Raw genomic sequence first — 19,563 nt, 5'->3', positions numbered from 1 at the left:
CTTAGAATCTAAAATGTGAAAATGCCTTATTAGCTTCAGCCATACGCAGTGTATCTTCTTTCTTTTTGAAAGCAGCACCTTCTTCTTTGGAAGCGGCAATAATTTCTGAAGCCAGTTTACCGGCCATAGATTTCTCGTTACGTTTACGTGCGTAACCAATCAACCATTTCATAGCCAATGATTGTTTACGTCCTTCGCGAACCGGTGTAGGGATTTGGAAAGTAGCTCCACCCACACGACGGGAACGAACCTCCACAGATGGAGTAACGTTTTCCAATGCTTTTTTGAACACTTCCAATCCTTCCTGATCTTCTAATTTTTTATCCACGATCTCTAATGCATCGTAGAAAATTTTAAATGCCAAATTCTTTTTACCAGAATACATCAAGTTGTTAACGAATTTCGTTACGACAACGTCATTAAACTTTGGATCCGGGAGTATGGCAATCTTTTTCGCTTTTCTTCTTCTCATCTCTCAAAAATTTAATTATTTCTTAGCTTTTGGACGTTTTGTTCCATACTTAGAACGACGTTGTGAACGGCCTTCAACACCTGCCGTATCTTCCGCACCACGAACGATGTGGTAACGAACCCCCGGTAAATCTTTAACCCTTCCACCACGCACAAGAACCAAAGAGTGTTCTTGCAAGTTGTGACCTTCTCCTCCGATATAAGCATTCACTTCTTTACCGTTGGTAAGACGAACACGCGCTACTTTACGCATCGCTGAGTTCGGCTTCTTAGGTGTAGTGGTGTACACACGTACACATACTCCTTTGCGCTGCGGACAAGAATCCAAAGCCGCTGACTTTGACTTCTTTACTACCGCAGTCCTTCCCTTTCGCACTAACTGTTGTATAGTTGGCATACAGTACTCAAATTTTGTTAATTAATAAATATAGTTTTCCCCAAAGAACACACTTTGAGGGGTGCAAAGATAGATAGAAAAACTTACAATGCAAGCCTTTCGCTAAAAAAGTGCTGTTTTTGAACAAATTAATGTTGATGAAATAACATTTGGAAAACAAAAAACAAAAACCCAATCAAAACAAACCATTTTAGATCGATACATCATTCGAATCAAAAAATTGTTTTTTTTAAAAGTCGGATCTATCCGGAGAAATGGTTTTTACAAAGAATTGTTTCGAATTTCAGAAAACCCTAAAAAAAGATTCTGCATACCTTCATTTTTTATTAACAGTGCTAAATCGTTTTAAATCTGAATAGTTTGATTTTATGCAGCTTGTGTCTGAAAAAATTAATCTTAACATAATCCTGACTTAGCATCAACAACCTTATTTTAGCCAAAAACTCGCTACAACATGAAGGTATTTCTCTCCGCATCCTTACTATTCATAATTGGTTATACATCAGCTCAAACAACTATCGCCGTTCAGGATTTTGACGGCGGCTCTCCTTCCTGGAGCTTCGTCAATACAAATGGCGCAACTGTGACCGGGAACTCCGCCGCCGGAGACAGACCTGCTTCATCTGCAGTATATACAAGCGCAACCACTTCTTTCGCGACAGTTAATACCTCTTCGGTATTAACATTTGGAAATATAAGCGGTCTGGGTACTTATACTTCAAAATATATAGAGTTTCGCTTGGCATCCTGGTCGCTCGGATCAACCGGTAACGGAGCTGAGACTTCAGACGCTGTGAATCTGGACATTTCCTTTGACGGCGGAACAACTTATTCAAATGAAATCCAGGTCACCGGGAACCTGAATGCATATTGGCATTATACCACCGGTACCGGGTTGGCAACTGCTGTATATGATGGGAACAATACACCAACTACTTTTGCCCCGGGGTCAACGACAGGTAATAAAACGACGGATGGTTACTCAACCGTTCACCTGGATCTGCCGAACTCATGCACACAGGTAAGGATCCGAATTCGTGCAATCAATAATACAACAGCGGAACGTTGGACGGTTGACGATGTGAAATTGATCGGAACAATAACAGCTCCTTGTTCCCCCGGAACTGCGCCAACAACAAATGCGAGTTCCGTCACATCCACAAATTTTTGTACAAGTGCTCAAATTAACTTTACTCCTGGAAATGGGACAAACAGGATCGGGGTAATCTCGCTGACCAATTTTTCGGATACACCTGTCAACGGAACCAACTACACCGCAAACAGCACATACGGATCTGGAGCATCGGTTGGCACCGGAAATTACGTTGTGATGAACGGGACAGCAAACACGGTTACAGTAATCGGCCTTTCTCCGGGAACCACTTATTATTTCAAAGTATTTGAATACAATGGAGTCAATCCAAACTGTGATGAGTCTTACCTCAATACATCAGTTGCTACTTATTCATTTACAACACAATCTAATTGCAGTACTCCTCAAATCCGTTCGATCCTGGCAGATGCCTGCTCCAGTGTGGAAGGATTGGATGAACAGGTGATTATAGAGAATGGTGCGAACGCTCTTTCAATAAATGACATTTCCCTTGCATTTCCATCAGGAGGAACTTACTGCAACTCCGGTTGCGGGACCAATACACTGGGAAACAATCCGGCTTATATAGCCCAATTAAATGCAATGGCCGGCTGCAACATTTTCACTTATGCAGATCCAATCCCAGCCGGAGCTATCATTGTTGTGTTCACCGGACAAACTCCGTCTTATGTGTTTGATTACTCTCCCCAATGCCCTTCCACACAACAATATTATGCAGTTTTCTGCAATAACACCAGCACATCAGGTCGTTTTGCAAATAGCGGCACAGGAACACGAACGCTGGATGCCATTTTTGCAGGTACAACCGAATCCGTTACATATGAACCGAGTTTATTAGGTGGTAACGGAAGTTTCATTGATTTTGACGATCCCGGAAATCCAACTTACCGGGTGGAACCAACATGCGTCTATCCTTTAGGAGTTGAATTAATAAATTGGCAAGCTTCGATGATGGATAACGATGTACTTCTGACGTGGACCACACTGTCGGAAACAAATCTGGGCAAGTTCGATGTATTGCGGATTGATCCAATCAATTCAACCGAACAAACAGTACAAACCATTTATGTCAACGGAAATTCCGATTCCAGAAAAGAATATTCCGCAGTTGATTCAGACCCAGAACCAGGTATGAATTACTACCAGTTATTATCGACAGACCGCGACGGAAAGCAGGAAAGAAGCCGGATGATCGCTATTAACACGCGATCTTCGAAACAATATGCAAGATATTATAATGGGACCGTAATCTTCGGACAAGCCTTGAAAAAAGGTGATGCCGTAGCCTTTTACAATTGCGAAGGAAAAGAGATCCGTTCGTTCGGTATCAATGAAGCCAAAAATTATATTGAACTGGACTTAAGTCCCGGAATTAGTTTAATACACATTACTTACAGAAACGGTTTTTCTGAAGTGATCCGACTACCGGTCAATTAATACGGAATTTCCTGAGAAATAAAAAAGCAACTCCATGAAGTTGCTTTTACTTTATAATTTGGCCGCTTATTACTTATTCAGAAGTTCAACCTTCTTCACAATGCTCTCACCATCCATTTTTTCAATATTCAGATAATAGGTGCCCCGGGGCAATTCCGAAAGGTCAATCTCAGTTAAAGTAAGGTTGGTCCGGAACTCTTTTGAAACAACTCCCATCAGATTAACAATCCGGATACGCTTTAAGGGAACATCGGACAAAAGCTCTATCTTACCTTCGGAAGGATTTGGAAAGATGGAAATACTGCTTAATTCCGATTCACTCAGACCCAAATAATACTCGCAGGACTCCCCTGTCGGATTATAATTCAAACTATCATCTTCAAAACAAATGAAGGTGATTTGGTCAATATCAATGAATACCGAACTATCACACCATCTGCTCATAGGGAACAAATAACCTTGTGTCGGTCCGAAACGCGAATTGATTTTTCCGTGGAAATATTCAAATGATCCCGGCGAATAATTTACCTGCAACTCCGGATATGGATTTCCCCCCAAATGAATACTTCCAACGGATTCAACTACGCAGATCGAAGTGTCATTGCAACTAAAGGGCGGATTGGAAACGCCTGTAAGCAGGAGCCATGAATCTCCTGCCTGCGCTGAAAAATCGTACAAAATCTCAAATTGGTCATTATACCATCGGTAAACCGTGTCATTCGAGTAATAAACAATACCTGAAATATAGTCGGAAATGAACTCCTGAAGTTCCCATTGAGCATTGATTGGCTCAAAATCATGCTTTACCGCCTTTAGTTTTGTACAAACTTTGTTTTGAATCAGTGTATCCCCATCGTCCCATACCTTAATGTAACCGGAACCTGGCATACTATAATTGTAAAACTTGTAGTGCCATATCGCATTGCCCTTGATCCAATTGGTCGATTGTGAAAATCCGGTAAAGCCAATTAAAGCAAAAATGATCAATAATTTGTTTTTCACGACTGATGATTTATACGGTTAACGCTTATAAGATACACTATTTCAAAATAGTTGGAAAATCAAACCCGGTAACACACTGCATTGATATTCATTCCGGCACCCACCGAAGCAAACAAAACGACATCGCCTTCCGTAATTTTATACCCGTTCAGTTCCTCCCGCTTCACCATACTTAATAAAGTTGGAATGGTAGCAACCGAACTATTTCCCAACTTGTGGATATTCATCGGCATGACATGTTCCGGGATTTCTGCAACTCCATACAGTTTGTATAATTCGCGGACAATCGCCTCATCCAGTTTTTCGTTTGCCTGGTGAATAAAAATCTTCTTCACATCGGTTATGCGAATTCCTGCTTTATCCAAACAATCTTTCATGGCAAGCGGTACATTCTTGATCGCATACTCATACACTTTCCGCCCTTTCATTTTCACATAGCGAATTCTCGGATCCGATTCCGGGAAGTTTGATTTTCCCAAATTCAAATAGGTCACCTCATCTTCACAATGGCTTTGAGCACTAAACGAAAGGATTCCCGAATCGGAATCCTGTAATTCCAGGATAGTTGCTCCTGCACCATCTGAAAAAATCATGCTATCCCGGTCATGCTGATCCAGAACACGACTCAATGCTTCCGCGCCGATTACCAGGCACTTCTTTGCCATTCCCGCCTGAATAAATGCGTGCGCCTGAATCAATCCCTGCAGCCACCCCGGACATCCGAAGATTAAATCGTAAGCAACACAATTCGGATTCTTAATTCCAAGGCTGTGTTTCACCCGGGAAGCAATGGATGGAATCATATCCGTTTGAATGGTGTGTTTGATTACATCACCAAAATTATGTGCCACAATAATCTGGTCAATGGTCTCACGATCACAATTACAGTCCCGGATCGCATCGGCAGCAGCGATAGTCGCCATATCTGAACAATTCAAATCTTCGGTCGCATAACGCCGTTCTACAATCCCGGTAATGGTTTCAAATTTCTGGGCAATAACCTCAGGTCTTAAAGGAATAGACTGCTGGTGCTCATCATAAAACTTATGAAGCGCAAAATCAGCATTTGTTTTGATTACTGTTGGAATATATCTTCCGACACCTGTAATTACACTTTTCATGTTTCAGTTAAACCGTTTAATAAAATAATGCATTGTCCTAAAGTTTAGGTGATTTTTTCTTGAGCACGCAGATTATATATTATCTGCGTAATCCGCGTCAAAAATTGTTTATCACCTATATTCTGGGACACTACTTAAAATAATTACAGAAGCTTCCGGGCAGCGATTATCATCGGTATTATTTGTCCACCGGAAGTGGGATGCTCAATTCAAAGTTAAGAACAATTTAATGCAGTTCCGGTTTTTTTAGATTTTTTTAAGTCTCTTTAAGCAAACCAACATTTCCCACAAATGCGTAAACCACTCCCCTGAAAAAGGCCATTATTCATCAAAATAATGCGTTAAAATCAACCCCCCGAAGCTAAAGCATGGGTCAAGCATGGATCAAGTATAGGTTAAGTATGGATAGAGTATGAAAATGTTATAATTTTAACTTGCAATTCTGGCACATTTCAGGCCATTTCAATCCAAAAAAACAGATAGTTACGATTTCTGACAGCCACTCGAAGCATAGGTTCATGGATTTCTCAAATATGTAACATGAAAGCTTCTGAAAAACAGCATCCCGAAGTTTTAAAACCTTGACCGCAGCGTCAATGCTATTGGACGTCATTCGTATTATTAAATCTCCTCCCAATCCTTCGAAAAATCGATCATCAAACCACGTTTCGTGTAAGTATTGATCAAACGTTCCCGTTTAGCATTATCATTCTTTAAGACAGCCATCTTATAAGGCTTCACCAATGTGTTGGATTCGGAATTCGGGTATTTCTTATTGAGGTAGTCATATGCTTTGACGAAATAGCTGTCCAGCTCAATACGCTCAATACCATTATCATCTGTCAGGTAATTGATCGCCGGAGTATTATCCATTCCCGTAAGGAAATAAGTAAACAAATACCGCTGAATTGCCCGAGCCCTTTTAGACAAAATAAAATCAGGATGCTCCCTGTTGAAGCTCTCCCACCAAACAAGCCGATCTGCATATTGCTCTTCCGTCATCGAAATTCCTGCATCTACACTCAGCAAATGATCCCGTTCCTTCCGAAGTCCTTCCAAAAAAACCTTCATTTCCGGTGATACATACTTATAAAAATGACTAGCGATGTAAGCTCTTTCCCCGGCAATACCCGGATATCCTTCCCAACACTCTATCCTGAAACCATGTTTCTTCACACGCTTTTCGAGCGCCACCAATCGCTTGTCCTTCGGAAGTTCATTTCCCTCCTCATCATAAGTAGCACAAGGTAAATCCTCATTACCCGTATAAACGGTTGTATTCAAAACGCCTTCTATCTTCTCATACAATTGATGAAACTCAACAAAAGCACTGTCACATAGTTTTTGATCCGATTCCGAAAACAACTCCTCATATTTTGCAGTTGCCAGACTCACCGATTTCTCACTGGTAGAATCTAGAGATCCCAAATACTCGATATACTCCTTAAGCAGATTCCTTACTTCTGCCGGATCATTCTCTCTTACTTCCGTTTTCATTTCTTCTGACGGTTCTTCAGCAGACGGCGAAGAACACGCCGCTAATAAAATCGTTCCTGTAATAAAAAGGGTTCGTTTCATATGTGATTTTTGAATCATAGATGACAATTAGCTTTCAATCATGAAATTAATCAAATAATGTAATTTTGTTACATGAAGTACCTCCTCTCTTTTCTGTTACTGATTCCAATCACAAGTGCATTCGGACAGCTTTACAAAGATTCTACCCAAGCGGTTGAAATTCGTGTAAAAGATCTTTTAAACCGAATGACAACCGAAGAAAAGTTCTGGCAGGTATTCATGGTGCCATCTGATGGTGATACTGCTAACGGAAAACTCAAACACGGAATCTTCGGATTACAGCTCAGTGCAAGTTCCCAGGGAGATGCGGGCGGACAGCTGCTCAATTACAATACTTCCGACAACGCACTGACACTTGTTCGAAAGATCAATACAACTCAACGTTACCTGGTAGAAAAAACCCGACTGGGAATTCCCATGATCCCCTTTGATGAAGCACTGCACGGATTGGTACGAAATGATGCAGCAAGCTTCCCGCAAGCAATTGCAATGGCCGCAACCTGGGACACCAGCTTAATTAGCCGGGCAGCCGGACACATTGCTGAAGAATGTAAAATCCGTGGAATCCGGCAGATCCTTTCTCCGGTCATTAATTTGGCAACGGATGTTCGCTGGGGTCGTACAGAAGAAACCTATGGCGAAGATCCTTTTCTGACCACTCAAATGGGCCTTGCTTTTATCCGGGCATTCGAATCCCGTGGTATTATCACCACCCCAAAACACTTCATTGCCAATGTGGGCGATGGTGGACGCGACAGTTATCCCATACATCTGAGTGAACGCTTTTTGGAAGAAACCCATTTCGTGCCCTTCAAACAAACCATCCGCATGGGAAATGCCCGTTCCATTATGACCGCTTACAATTCCCTGAACGGAACAGCCTGCTCTTCCAATAAATGGCTGTTGACCGACAAGCTGAAAGACGAATGGAAATTCAACGGATTTGTTATCTCCGACGCAAATGCTGTGGGTGGCGAATTGGTCCTTCACAAAACCGCCAAAGACTATGCGGAAAGCGGAGCACATGCCATCAATGCCGGGATGGATGTCATTTTCCAAACGGATATCAGTCATGCTGGGTTGTTCTATCCAGCTTTTCAAAACGGAACGGTAGACACAAACCGCTTAAACGATGCAGTTTCCCGGGTGCTTCGCGCCAAGTTCGAACTGGGCTTATTTGAACATCCTTATGTATCCGAAGAAATCAATGAAGTAGATCTTCATCATAAAGGAGCTTTACTTACCCGCCAGGTAGCAGAAGAGTCCATTGTCTTGTTGAAAAACCAAAAGCAAACACTTCCTCTACCTCTTTCAGTGGAAAGAATTGCCCTTTTCGGAACAGATGCCGCAGAAGCACGATTGGGTGGATACAGTGGCCCGGGATTCGGGAAAGTCAGCATCCTGAAAGGGTTACAAGATCAGGTTGGCAAAAGGACCGAAATCCTTTATTCGGAAGGAATGAGCCGGATCGATAATTCCTATGAAGTCATTTCAGCATTTCATTTGATGTCGAATGGGAAACTTGGTTTAACGGCGAGCTATTTTGACAACACGGAATTAAACGGAGAACCCGTTTACACCAATCAAGACCAAACCATCGATTTTCATTGGACCTTATATTCCCCTGATGAGAAATTACAGGCTGATCACTACAGCGTCCGTTGGACAGGAGAGTTAACCGCTCCCGAGAGCGGCGAATTCCAGATCGGGCTGGAGGGCAACGATGGATTTCGCCTGTACCTGGATGATCAAATTGTGATCGATCGCTGGAACAAGCAATCTTATCACCGGGACCTGGTAAATTATTCCTTCAAAAAAGGAAAGAAATATGCGATACGTGTTGAATTCCACGAAACACAAGGTGAAGGAAAGATCAAACTGCTTTGGAATACAACAGTAAAAACTGATTGGAAAAAAGAAATCCCCGAAAGTGTCAAATTAGCTAAAAAAGCAGATGTGGCAATTGTTGTTGCCGGAATAACGGAAGGCGAATTTCTCGACAGAGCATCCCTCAAACTTCCCGGACACCAGGAAGAGCTGATACAAGCATTGAATAAAACAGGAACTCCTGTTATTGTGTTGATTGTTGGAGGAAGTGCAGTTACGATGGAAAACTGGATTGATGGAACAGAAGCAATCGCTATGCTGTGGTACCCAGGACAAGAAGGTGGAAGAGCCGTTACGGATTTCCTGTTCGGGCAAATAAATCCCAGCGGCAAACTACCGATTACCTTCCCCCTGAATGAAGCGCAGCTTCCCTTGGTTTACAATCATCAACCCACGGGACGTGGAAACGACTATAACAACTTGAGCGGACAACCGCTTTTCCCTTTTGGTTTCGGGTTGAGCTATACTCAATTCTCCTATTCGGATATTCGTTTGGAGCAAGCAACCATTTCCAAAATGCAAAAGACAAAGGTTCGTTTTAAACTCAAAAACACCGGAAAATACGATGGTGACGAAGTAGTTCAGTTATACGTCAAAGATATTCTGAGTTCCGTTGTACGTCCCGTACAGGAATTAAAAGGTTTTCAACGCATTCATCTCAAGGCAGGTGAAGAAAAGGAAGTTACTTTCGAAATTTCATCCGAATTACTGAAACAGTTGGATAAAGACTTAAAACCAATTGTTGAACCAGGAGAATTCCGTATCATGATCGGTTCTTCCTCAAGAGATCTCCCTTTAAAAACAACGCTGACTATTCAGTAGCCAGGTCAAACTTAAAGACCCACATCGGATTATCTTTCTGTCCATATCTAATACTTTGAGGCATCTCAACGTAAACATGTCCGTCATGAATGCGATAACGCATGTTCTTCCCTGTTGGAACGAAAATCAATTTTGATCCTTTTTTAGGAAGGTTCTCACTCCATTGCAACTGTGTTAACATCGTATCTCTTGGCACCAGGACATACCCTGTTTTCTTGTCTTTTGACTGTGTAAAAAACCAATAACTTTCCTGGTAATGTTCCATGCTTCTGGTATTGTAAATCGCTTCTCCGTTCACATCCAGCCACTTCCCTATTTCGATCAGCCTTTCTTCCACATCTGCAGGAAAAGTCCCGTCTGGTTTCGGCCCGACTCCTAACAACAAATTACCTCCTTTCGCAACGACTTCTACTAATGTATTGATGATTCGTTCCGCAGATTTCATTTCATCATTCGGAACATAGCCCCAATTGTTGCAAAGCGGCATACAGGTTTCCCAGGGATTATCAATTTTCTTTTCCGGAATCGAATGTTCAGGAGTCTGATAATTTTCATACGGTCCCTGCACCGTTCTGTCGACCACAATCATTCCGGGCTGATTTGACCTGGCCATTTGTGCAATCTTGGCAATATCCAACTCCTGGCTCCATTCGGGGATCGGTGCTCCCCAGGAAAGTACCTCCTCATCGATCGTGTTTTTGGGTCGTACCCAGCCACCGTCGAGCCATAAAATATCTACACTTCCATAACCGCTTACAATTTCCTGGATCTGCTTAAAAGTATAATCCTGGAATTGCTGCCAGCGCCAGGGATACTTGCGTGTATCGTAGTTATTATTCCGATTTGGTGTTGCATACAACGGCCACCAATAATTCTCATTGTGCCAGTCGGGCTTAGAGAAATAGGCTCCAATCATAAATCCCTGATCCCGGTAAGCCGAGAAAATAGGCTTCAAAACATCTGCTTTCGGATTGGATGCAAATGGACCGGCTGAAATCTTAAAATCCGTTTGTTTGGTATCAAACATACAGAAACCATCGTGGTGCTTGGTCGTAAAAACCAAGTACTTCATTCCGGCTCTTTTGGAAATTTCGGCCCATCTCTGCGGATTGAAATTCACCGGATTCAATGAATCTTTCAAACCGAAATACCATTTTTTGTACGCATCATACGATGAAGTACTGTCACGGGTGATCCAATCTTCCGAGCAGATAGACCACGATTCGATGATTCCCGGAACAGCATACAATCCCCAATGAATAATGATCCCGAATTTCCGGTCCTGCCATTTTTCCAGTTTTTGAAGAACCAATGGGTCTGTTGGTTTTTGATAATCATTGAAAACCGGATGAATACCTAAGTTTTGTCCGAACGAACAAAATGAAAACAGAAGCGCACTAAAAAGAAAGGATCTCATAATTCGTTATTGGATTAGCATCAAATTTAAACTTTTACCGAAATTACACGAACCGGACCATCGTTTAAATCCTGCAATGTTCTAACTTTGTAATCATGAATTATTTAGACGGATTAAACGAAAGTCAACGCATTGCAGTAGAGAACTTTGAAGGACCTACCATGGTCATTGCCGGAGCAGGCTCGGGGAAAACAAGAGTGCTTACCATGCGGATTGCTTACATGATCGATCACGGCATTGATCCGTTCAATATTCTGGCACTGACCTTCACCAATAAAGCGGCAAAGGAAATGACGGAGCGGATCGGTTCCATAATTGGTTCCGGAGAGGCAAAAAACATCACGATGGGAACATTCCACTCTGTTTTTGCCCGCATTCTCCGGATTAATGCCGATCGGTTGGGTTATCCGCAAAATTTCACCATTTATGATACCCAGGATACCAAAAGTCTGCTGAAAGACATTATCAAGGAATTAAACCTGGACGACAAAATTTACAAACCAAGCATGGTTTACGGGCGTATTTCCGCTGCAAAGAATAATTTGCTTTCCGCTGATGATTACCTTCAAAATTCAGAAATCATGGACGAAGACAAGCAAAGTCAACGACCTGAATTGGGGCGGATTTATAAGGCATATTCCGTTCGTTGCTTCAAAGCTGGAGCCATGGATTTTGATGATCTCCTGTACCAAACCAACGTACTTTTACGTGATTTTCCGGACGTTCTTTCGTACTATCAGCATAAATTCAAATACATCCTGGTCGATGAGTACCAGGATACGAATTACGCACAATACCTGATCGTAAAAAAACTTGCCGCCGTTTATGAAAATATCTGCGTGGTCGGGGACGATGCCCAAAGTATTTATTCCTTTCGCGGAGCAAACATTCAGAATATCCTGAATTTCAGGAATGATTATCCGGACTATCACTTGTATAAGCTGGAACAAAACTACCGCAGTACTCAAAATATTGTGGATGCCGCTAACAGTGTTATTTCCAAAAACAAAGAGCAGATCAAAAAAAGCGTTTGGACCAATAATGACAAAGGAAGCTTGATCCGCGTAATTCGCGCCATGACCGATAACGAAGAAGGGAAGATCATTGCGAATAAGATCTTTGACGTCAAGCACCAGGAAAGTGGCGACTGGACCGATTTTGCAATCCTTTATCGAACCAACCGTCAATCACGTGCATTTGAGGAAGCTTTGCGCAAAATGAATATTCCTTATAAAATTTACGGAGGGCTTTCATTTTATCAGCGAAAAGAAATCAAGGATATTTTGGCCTACTTTCGTCTGACTGCAAACCAGAAAGATGAAGAGGCTTTGAAACGCGTCATCAATTATCCGAAACGCGGGATCGGGAAAACTTCCTGGGAAAATATTATCATTGCTGCAAATCATTACAATGTTGCTATTTGGGACGTGATTTCGGAATTTGGAAAATACCCCGTTTCTATTCCGGGTGCAACCAAACAAAAGATCTCGGAATTTGTGGTCATGATCCAAAGCTTCACTGCCCAGTTGAATTCTCAGAACGCCTATCAATTGGCACAAACCATTGCCAAAAGTTCCGGAATTTTAAAAGAGCTCTATTCCGAAAAAGACAAAGGTCCGGAAGAAGTAGAACGTTACCAGAACATCGAGGAATTATTGGCTGCGATCAAGGAATTTACCGTGCAAAGAGGCGAAGAAGATCCTGCAACCCTGGCAGACTTCATGATCGACGTGGCGCTTCTCACTGATGCAGATAATGAAAAAGAAGAGGACAAAAACAAGATCAGTTTGATGACCATTCACTCCAGCAAAGGACTGGAATTCAAGCATGTTTATTTGGTTGGACTGGAAGAGAACCTGTTCCCGTCTCAACTTTCGATCAACTCCAGAACAGAATTGGAAGAAGAAAGAAGGTTGTTTTATGTAGCAGTAACGCGAGCCGAAAAGAATTGCACTATTTCTTACGCGGCTTCCCGTTTCCAATGGGGAAATTTGATCACATCCGAACCAAGCCGGTTTATTTCAGAGATCGATCCGGATTACCTGAGTTTTGAAACCGCATACGGCGCGCCTCAAGGTGGAGGCCGCTCTTTAAATGCAGGAAGAGGTGGATTTGACAAACCATTTACCGGTGGTTTAAACAGAATGCCCGGATCGACAGGTACTCAGCTCACTCCAAGAGGTCTAAAAAGCATGTCGGAATTAAATTCAAAAGCAGGCACAGGTGATTCCAATATTGATATCAAAGTTGGCTATAACGTGGAACACGAACGTTTCGGAAAAGGAAAAGTTACGAAACTGGAAGGAAGCGGTGTTGATCGGAAAGCGACCATCTTTTTCCCACATGCCGGAGCCAAAACACTCCTTTTGAAATTTGCGAAATTAACAATCCTGGACATTGATTAAAAAAGGGTATCTGTCGTAACAAATACCCTTAACAAATCTTTTCCGATTGAGATCACCAATAGAACATACCGGTGATAATTCGTTCGCCATAAGGTTGACCTTTCAGTTTTTCGGTCAAATCAGCAATTAATTCTGCCTGAGTATATTGCTTTCCCTTTTTCTTCGGTTGCGCAATTTGCTCTGCTGTAGGAGTAATAACCTCTACTTTTTTGGCAAAATAAACGATACTTCCGTCTTCGGTTGCTAATCCAAGTACTGCTCCGGGTAATCCCTGGATATTTTCAGGTCCGACCGTTGCAATAATATCTGTCGTATACCATGCATAGATTCTTGTTGTATCATCCTTCTGCCAGATCACACGTGTACACTCATAGCCAGCAATTTTCCGTGTCTTATCCGTGATCTTCCAGGTATGCTTGACCAAACTGTCACCAACCGTCATGGAATTTCCCATCATATCCATATATACAAAGCGTTGCCCCTTAGGAAACAGGTTATAAACCGTATTCTTCATGGTCAAAAAGCTTTGAGGATCCGGCTGGTCCGGTGCGACGTAAGAAAATAAAGACGCCGTATCATTAAAATAAAGAGTAAATTCCTCTACTTTAATTTTATTCTTTTCCCCTACAAAGTCGCGCATGCGCTGATCATCAAAGATCTTCCATAAATTCGTTCTTCGTTCATAAGTAATCTTCCCCTCACGAACAAGTTGTCCCTGAGCTTGTACCAATCCTCCCAGGAATAAAAATCCAAAAAGGATGAATATTCTAATACCAGCCGTCCCCATCTTTTTCTGTTGTTTTAAAGTTATTGAATCTAAGTGTCAGCTTCGCCATAAAGTAGCGGCGAATAATATTGGTTTTCTGATCGACGATCACATTGTTGTTAACCGTTCTGTAGTTACTGATATTCTGGTTTAAGATATCATAAGCTTCGATTCCGAACAATAAGTTTCCTGTTTTCAGGAATGAACGCTGAATTGACATGTTCCAGATCAGGTAATTTACGTTATAACCGCTCGTTCTCCCCGTATTGATATTGTAAGTTGCATCCGTTTTAAAGAACCAGCGGTATGGAAGCGTCCAGTCCACTTCCGCTCTGAAATTATACGTTGTATACGGTTGATTTGACATCGTTGACAAAGAGTTGTACGGAACGTTGTAATCAAATCCGCCACCCAATTCCGTTCTCAAAGAGTCTCCGTTGTAATTCAATGACAAATCTGTTCCGACACCCGTATTTCTCGTATCGTTGTCTACGGAATTGATTTGGTTTTTAGACGATGTGAAGTTTCCATTCGCATTCACCTGCAAGTTCAGATCTTTTACACCTTTCATCGGAATTCCGGCACCTGCCCAGTAATACAGGAAATCTGAACTTTTCACATTAATTGCCTGCGAGATCGAACCTCCGTTCGGGCCAAACATGGTATTGGTACTAAAGTTATCCTTGATATGTGAATAACTAAACCCGGAGTACATATAGAAACCACTCAATCCTTTCCAGGTATTGAAGTTACCATTGATACTGTGTGTATAGTTCGGTTTCAGGGCAGAATTCCCGATCTGGATAAAGTTCGGATTTGTATTATTCAGAACAGGCTGCAACTGATCAATCGAAGGTAAGCTGGAATTGGTATTGTATTGGATCATCAAGCGCGTTGTTTGACTGAACTTATATCTGAATACGATCCGAGGCAATACATTATTCAGATCCTGTTTGATCAGGGAATCTGTAAACATGTTCCTGTTATCAATTGCAATCGTTCTGAATCGGGATCCGACAGAGACTCTCAGTTTCGCATTTTCAAAAATTAAGAATGCTCCGGCGCGGTGTTGCTGTCTGTCTGTTTTGAAATTATTCGAAAACAAGGTGTCTACATCAACATACTCTCCATTGATCGGGTTCAGCGTAGTTTTACGCTGTCCGTTGTTGTTTTGATAGAATTCGTAATCAAACTCCAATTTAAATCGTTTGCCAAGCGGTTCAAAATAATCTGCATAGGCTGTATGAGCCATCGAATTACTTCTGATTTCTTTTCTTTGGTCAAAACGAAGTCCACCATTCGAAGTATTCGTAATGGCATTGGTATCCGATGAAAGTAAATCACCATCCGATTTGTTATCCGAACCCACAAAGTTGTAACGGGCGATTAACTTTCTGTTTTTCTTCTTGAAATCTTTAAAGAAACGGAAAGTTGTATTCAGACTGGAACCGGCTGCCTTACTACCGTTTTCAATTGTCGTAAAGCGTGTCAATACGCTATCCTCTGACAAGAAATCAGTTCGTGATAAGGTATTTTGATCAGTATTATTCAACTGGAATTTAGGTTCCAATTCAAAACGAGTCAATGAATCAATCCGCTGTGAATACTTAATTCCAATCTGGTGCTGCAAATACTGCTCTTTCGTATAGCTGTTCAGGTCAGTTGTGTAAGACGTATCGGTCAACAGATACTGAGAACGACTGTTTGTTTGGGACTTTACTCCATATTGCGCGAAGGAATAATTCAATCTTACCTTTGCTCCTTTTTTAAACTTCTGGTCCAAATAGAAACCTCCCTTAAAAGTGTTTGGAATACCTTCATTCTCATTTTGTCCACTCTGACTGTATGATTGCAGATCATCGTTTTCCGCCATCCAATCGCGGCCTTCTGACAAACCGAACTTAAACATATCTCTCCCGTTCAGGTTCGTTTTTGGTGTATTGGAACCCAAAGCATAAACTGCCAGTTTCTGATTCTTGTTATATGAATTCAAGAGCATTTCCCCTTCATAGAATCCACGATTGGGAGCTGTGAATTTATCGAGTCCACCGGCCAAATTGACCTTCCCAAAATACCCCTTCTTGGCTTCATCCTTGAGTTTCAGATCAAGTACCTGGACTTTCTCATCGCTTCCGTCTTCAGCATCTTTCTCGTAAACCTCAACGGTTTCAACACCTTTCGCTGCAAGGTTCTTCGTTGCGATCGTCGGGTCATTTCCGAAAAATTCATCTCCATCCACAAGTACTTGTCCAATTTCTTTCCCCTGATTTTTGATCTTTCCGTTTTCGTCAATTGTCATCCCCGGTAATTTCCGGATCAAATCCTCAACAACTGCGTTTTCTTTCACTTTAAATGAATCCGCAACATAAACCAGTGTATCCCCGCGATAATAAATCGGATTACGATTCGCATAAATCAAAACCTCATCCAAAGCAGTGCTTTTATCCGGCATTGCCAGGGTGTCCATGACGAAAGAGTTGTTTTCCGTTGAGCCAAAAAAGAAAGCCCTGAAAACACCGTAATCCGGATGAACCACTGTAAACTCTACCGTGTCGATTGGAAGCGTAAACTGCATGTTACCATATTTATCGGATCGCTTGAAGTCCAATAAAACAGAGTCTCTCACACGTTTCACGATACCTACTGCATTTCTTATAACAGTTTGTGAATTTGTGTCGACTACATTTGCTTTAATCGTCATTGTTTGGGAGTAACCCAAATACGATATAAAGAAGAAGAATAGAAGTACAATTTTTTTCAATGTGTCAAGTATTTGATGATACAAAATTAGACGGAATTTCGTGGATTTAATAAAAAATATATGAAACGTTACACGGTCTGTATAAGTGGCTAAGAAAATAGTTTAACGGAATTCACAAAAAAACAGGAGCCCGCCTGGCGAACTCCTGTTCCACTGCACATCGTTAAGCGACCACTATTCACTCACCTAAAACTTAACGACTTGCCTTACTTCCACTTCTGTAATCCGTTGGGATTTTCCTTCTTTATCCACATACGTTCGATTCACCAACCTCCCGGAAACAGCGAGTTGATTCCCTTTTTTACAGTAATTGGTTAAAAAACTGGCTGTATTTCCCCAGGCAAACATCCGGTATAAGGCCTTTGAATCCGACTCTACTTTCTTTAATTGATTATCCACTGCAAATTGAAAACGGGCAACCATAGATCCATTCTCAAAAGTGGTGATGGTGGCGTCTGATCCCAGACGCCCCACCAACGTAACTTGATTTCGCAACATCTTTTATAAAATAATTAAGTCATTGACTTCGATCTCCGAAAACATTTTCCGTTCTCCGGATTCCGTTTTATAAAAGCGGCTAACCAACCTACCTTCCACCGCCACATTGATTCCTTTCGTACACAATTCTTCCAGGATGTTTACCCATCTTCCGAAAGCTGTGAGCCTGTGCCAATCCTGCTTTACCTGCAGGTTCCCATCTTTATCCAAATAGTGTTCTTTCGTTGCTAGTGAGAAATTCACAACCCTTCTTCCTCCCGGTAAAATACTTACCTTGGGTTCCGAACTGATCTTTCCAATGATATTCACATGATTCATATGCAGAATCTGATCCTGTTTAATAGTAGTATTCATCGTGTTTCGAATTAATTGTTTTCTTGTTTTTTTCCACTCAATAACACAAACTCGTTGAGCTCGATCTCCGTTGAGAAGCGTTTTTCTCCTTCTTTGGTCTCGTAGGATCGATTAACGATTCTCCCTTCGAGCACCACTTCAGAACCTTTGTCCAACACTTTTTCGATACGATCACACAGTTTGCCCCATGCTATCACAGTATGCCATTGGGTATTCTCTTCCCATTCGCCTTTTTTGTTTTTGAAGCGCTCGTTTGTTGCCACAGATAAGCGGATTTTTTTTGCCCCTGAGTCAAAAGTTTGCGCTACCGGCTTTGTTCCTAGTCGTCCGATTAAATTCACTTTGTTTTTTAGCGTGTTCATACTTGTTTGTTTTAAACGTTTGTAAAAATTTGATTCGATTGGCTTTCAACCGATTTGATACTGCAAAGTTGCGGGAGTGGAAAAATTGAATTCGCTTATTAACTAATTACTGTCGATTATTTTTCGATTGTAATTGATTGAAATCGTTTTTATTATTGATTATCAACAATTTAATTCAAAAAAATAATTTTAAACTTTTTCAAAAAAGGAACGAATCAGGACATTGACTTCTGCCTGAATTAATGGATTTTGACTATATTCGATTAATCATTGGCAAAACCGGCAATGCATATTTACCTGTTCGTTCTCTCCGCCGAATTCCTGTGGTGAAAAAACGATAAAACCAGTTCAGATGGAAATAAAAACAGCTTTCAAAAGTGGTTATTCAGAGGTCAACGGCCTAAACATGTATTACGAAATTTATGGACAGGGAGATCCTATCGTTCTCATCCATGGCGGTGGATCTACGATTCAAACGAGCTTTGAAAAGGTCATTCCTTTATTTGCAAAGAACAGAAAAGTAATCGCTGTGGAATTGCAGGCACATGGCAGAACCAATGACCGAAACCAGGATTCATCTTTTGAACAGGATGCTGACGATGTTTTTGCCCTTTTGAGAGACCTGAATATTCACAAAGCCGATTTTTTCGGATTCAGTAACGGTGGAACAACGGTCCTCCAAATTACAATTCGTCATCCGGAGATCGTCCGTAAAATTGTTTTGGGGTCCGCACTTGCCAAACGAAATGGTGTTCCGGATTGGTTTTGGGACTTTATGGAACAAGCCAAATTGGAAAATATGCCGGAACAACTGAAAACCGCCTATAAACAGGTTGCCCCGAATCCTGAAGCATTACAAACGATGCACGATAGAGATGCCAAAAGAATGGTTCATTTTAAAGATATTCCGGATGAAAACATTCGATCTGTCAAAGCCCCCACTTTAATTATCATAGGAGACAAGGACATCATTTTACCCGAACACGCTCTGGAAATGCATCGGCAAATCGCCAATTCCGAATTAGCTATTATTCCCGGAGGACATGGAGAATACATCGGGGAAATAACAACCCTTGATTCGAATTTCAGAGAAAGCACCCTGGTGGTTCCTCTCATTGAAAAATTCCTGGATAAAAAGCAGGACTAATCATTGGATTAACTAAATTCATCT

The 19,563-nt window shown here is 41.5% G+C and carries 15 protein-coding genes; 4 read left to right on the top strand and 11 right to left on the bottom strand.

What is annotated here, in order from left to right; translation table 11 throughout:
- Position 1 precedes the first annotated feature (1 nt).
- Together rpsG and rpsL are read right to left on the bottom strand one after the other, a co-directional pair.
- On the bottom strand, positions 2–472 hold the full coding sequence (gene rpsG / locus FO442_RS17350; RefSeq protein ID WP_124744418.1) for a 30S ribosomal protein S7: 471 nt from the start codon (positions 470–472) through the stop codon (positions 2–4).
- A gap of 15 nt (positions 473–487) precedes the next feature.
- Positions 488–868 carry a 30S ribosomal protein S12 gene (gene rpsL / locus FO442_RS17345; protein WP_124744417.1) on the bottom strand — a complete coding sequence of 127 codons (381 nt, stop codon included), beginning with the start codon at positions 866–868 and terminating at the stop codon, positions 488–490.
- Between the two features lie 454 nt (positions 869–1,322).
- Here rpsL and FO442_RS17340 point away from each other — a divergent pair, with 454 nt between their 5' ends.
- Positions 1,323–3,419 carry an autotransporter outer membrane beta-barrel domain-containing protein gene (locus FO442_RS17340; protein WP_144334485.1) on the top strand — a complete coding sequence of 699 codons (2,097 nt, stop codon included), beginning with the start codon at positions 1,323–1,325 and terminating at the stop codon, positions 3,417–3,419.
- Between the two features lie 69 nt (positions 3,420–3,488).
- Here FO442_RS17340 and FO442_RS17335 read toward each other — a convergent pair whose 3' ends face one another.
- The 3 genes from FO442_RS17335 to FO442_RS17325 form a co-directional block, all read right to left on the bottom strand.
- Positions 3,489–4,421, bottom strand: coding sequence for a T9SS type A sorting domain-containing protein (locus tag FO442_RS17335; RefSeq protein WP_144334484.1), 933 nt, complete (start codon positions 4,419–4,421; stop codon positions 3,489–3,491).
- Positions 4,422–4,480: 59 nt separating this feature from the next.
- A complete protein-coding gene (locus FO442_RS17330; RefSeq protein ID WP_144334483.1) occupies positions 4,481–5,542 on the bottom strand; it encodes a 3-oxoacyl-ACP synthase III family protein in 1,062 nt (353 codons plus the stop codon).
- A gap of 621 nt (positions 5,543–6,163) precedes the next feature.
- On the bottom strand, positions 6,164–7,120 hold the full coding sequence (locus FO442_RS17325) for a hypothetical protein (RefSeq protein ID WP_144334482.1): 957 nt from the start codon (positions 7,118–7,120) through the stop codon (positions 6,164–6,166).
- Positions 7,121–7,192: 72 nt separating this feature from the next.
- Here FO442_RS17325 and FO442_RS17320 point away from each other — a divergent pair, with 72 nt between their 5' ends.
- Positions 7,193–9,829, top strand: a complete 2,637-nt coding sequence (locus tag FO442_RS17320; RefSeq protein WP_144334481.1) for a beta-glucosidase — start codon at positions 7,193–7,195, stop codon at positions 9,827–9,829.
- On the opposite strand, the gene FO442_RS17315 is transcribed toward FO442_RS17320, so the two are convergent.
- Positions 9,819–11,246 carry an alpha-L-fucosidase gene (locus FO442_RS17315; RefSeq protein WP_144334480.1) on the bottom strand — a complete coding sequence of 476 codons (1,428 nt, stop codon included), beginning with the start codon at positions 11,244–11,246 and terminating at the stop codon, positions 9,819–9,821. The genes FO442_RS17320 and FO442_RS17315 overlap by 11 nt on opposite strands.
- Before the next feature lie 95 nt (positions 11,247–11,341).
- Between FO442_RS17315 and FO442_RS17310 the strand changes: the two genes are divergently transcribed.
- Positions 11,342–13,651, top strand: coding sequence for an ATP-dependent helicase (locus tag FO442_RS17310; protein ID WP_144334479.1), 2,310 nt, complete (start codon positions 11,342–11,344; stop codon positions 13,649–13,651).
- Positions 13,652–13,703: 52 nt separating this feature from the next.
- On the opposite strand, the gene FO442_RS17305 is transcribed toward FO442_RS17310, so the two are convergent.
- From FO442_RS17305 to FO442_RS17285, 5 genes are all read right to left on the bottom strand, one after another.
- Positions 13,704–14,438 (bottom strand): GLPGLI family protein, encoded by a 735-nt coding sequence (locus FO442_RS17305; RefSeq protein WP_144334478.1) that lies wholly within the window; start codon positions 14,436–14,438, stop codon positions 13,704–13,706.
- Positions 14,419–17,178 carry an outer membrane beta-barrel protein gene (locus FO442_RS17300; protein WP_144334477.1) on the bottom strand — a complete coding sequence of 920 codons (2,760 nt, stop codon included), beginning with the start codon at positions 17,176–17,178 and terminating at the stop codon, positions 14,419–14,421. Before FO442_RS17300 ends, FO442_RS17305 begins: the two co-directional genes overlap by 20 nt.
- A gap of 186 nt (positions 17,179–17,364) precedes the next feature.
- The gene (locus FO442_RS17295) at positions 17,365–17,676 is read right to left on the bottom strand and encodes a single-stranded DNA-binding protein (RefSeq protein WP_144334476.1); all 312 of its coding nucleotides are present in this window, start codon (positions 17,674–17,676) and stop codon (positions 17,365–17,367) included.
- A gap of 3 nt (positions 17,677–17,679) precedes the next feature.
- On the bottom strand, positions 17,680–18,030 hold the full coding sequence (locus tag FO442_RS17290; protein WP_144334475.1) for a single-stranded DNA-binding protein: 351 nt from the start codon (positions 18,028–18,030) through the stop codon (positions 17,680–17,682).
- Positions 18,031–18,041: 11 nt separating this feature from the next.
- A complete protein-coding gene (locus FO442_RS17285; RefSeq protein ID WP_144334474.1) occupies positions 18,042–18,392 on the bottom strand; it encodes a single-stranded DNA-binding protein in 351 nt (116 codons plus the stop codon).
- 352 nt (positions 18,393–18,744) lie between these two features.
- On the opposite strand from FO442_RS17285, the gene FO442_RS17280 reads away from it, so the two are divergent.
- A complete protein-coding gene (locus FO442_RS17280) occupies positions 18,745–19,539 on the top strand; it encodes an alpha/beta fold hydrolase (protein ID WP_144334473.1) in 795 nt (264 codons plus the stop codon).
- The last annotated feature ends 24 nt before the right edge of the window (positions 19,540–19,563 follow it).

It is taken from the genome of Fluviicola chungangensis, from assembly GCF_007558725.1.
GTDB lineage: Bacteria > Bacteroidota > Bacteroidia > Flavobacteriales_D > Crocinitomicaceae > Fluviicola > Fluviicola chungangensis.
Note: the sequence above shows the minus strand (reverse complement) of the source record. Positions and strands in the feature narration are given on the sequence as shown.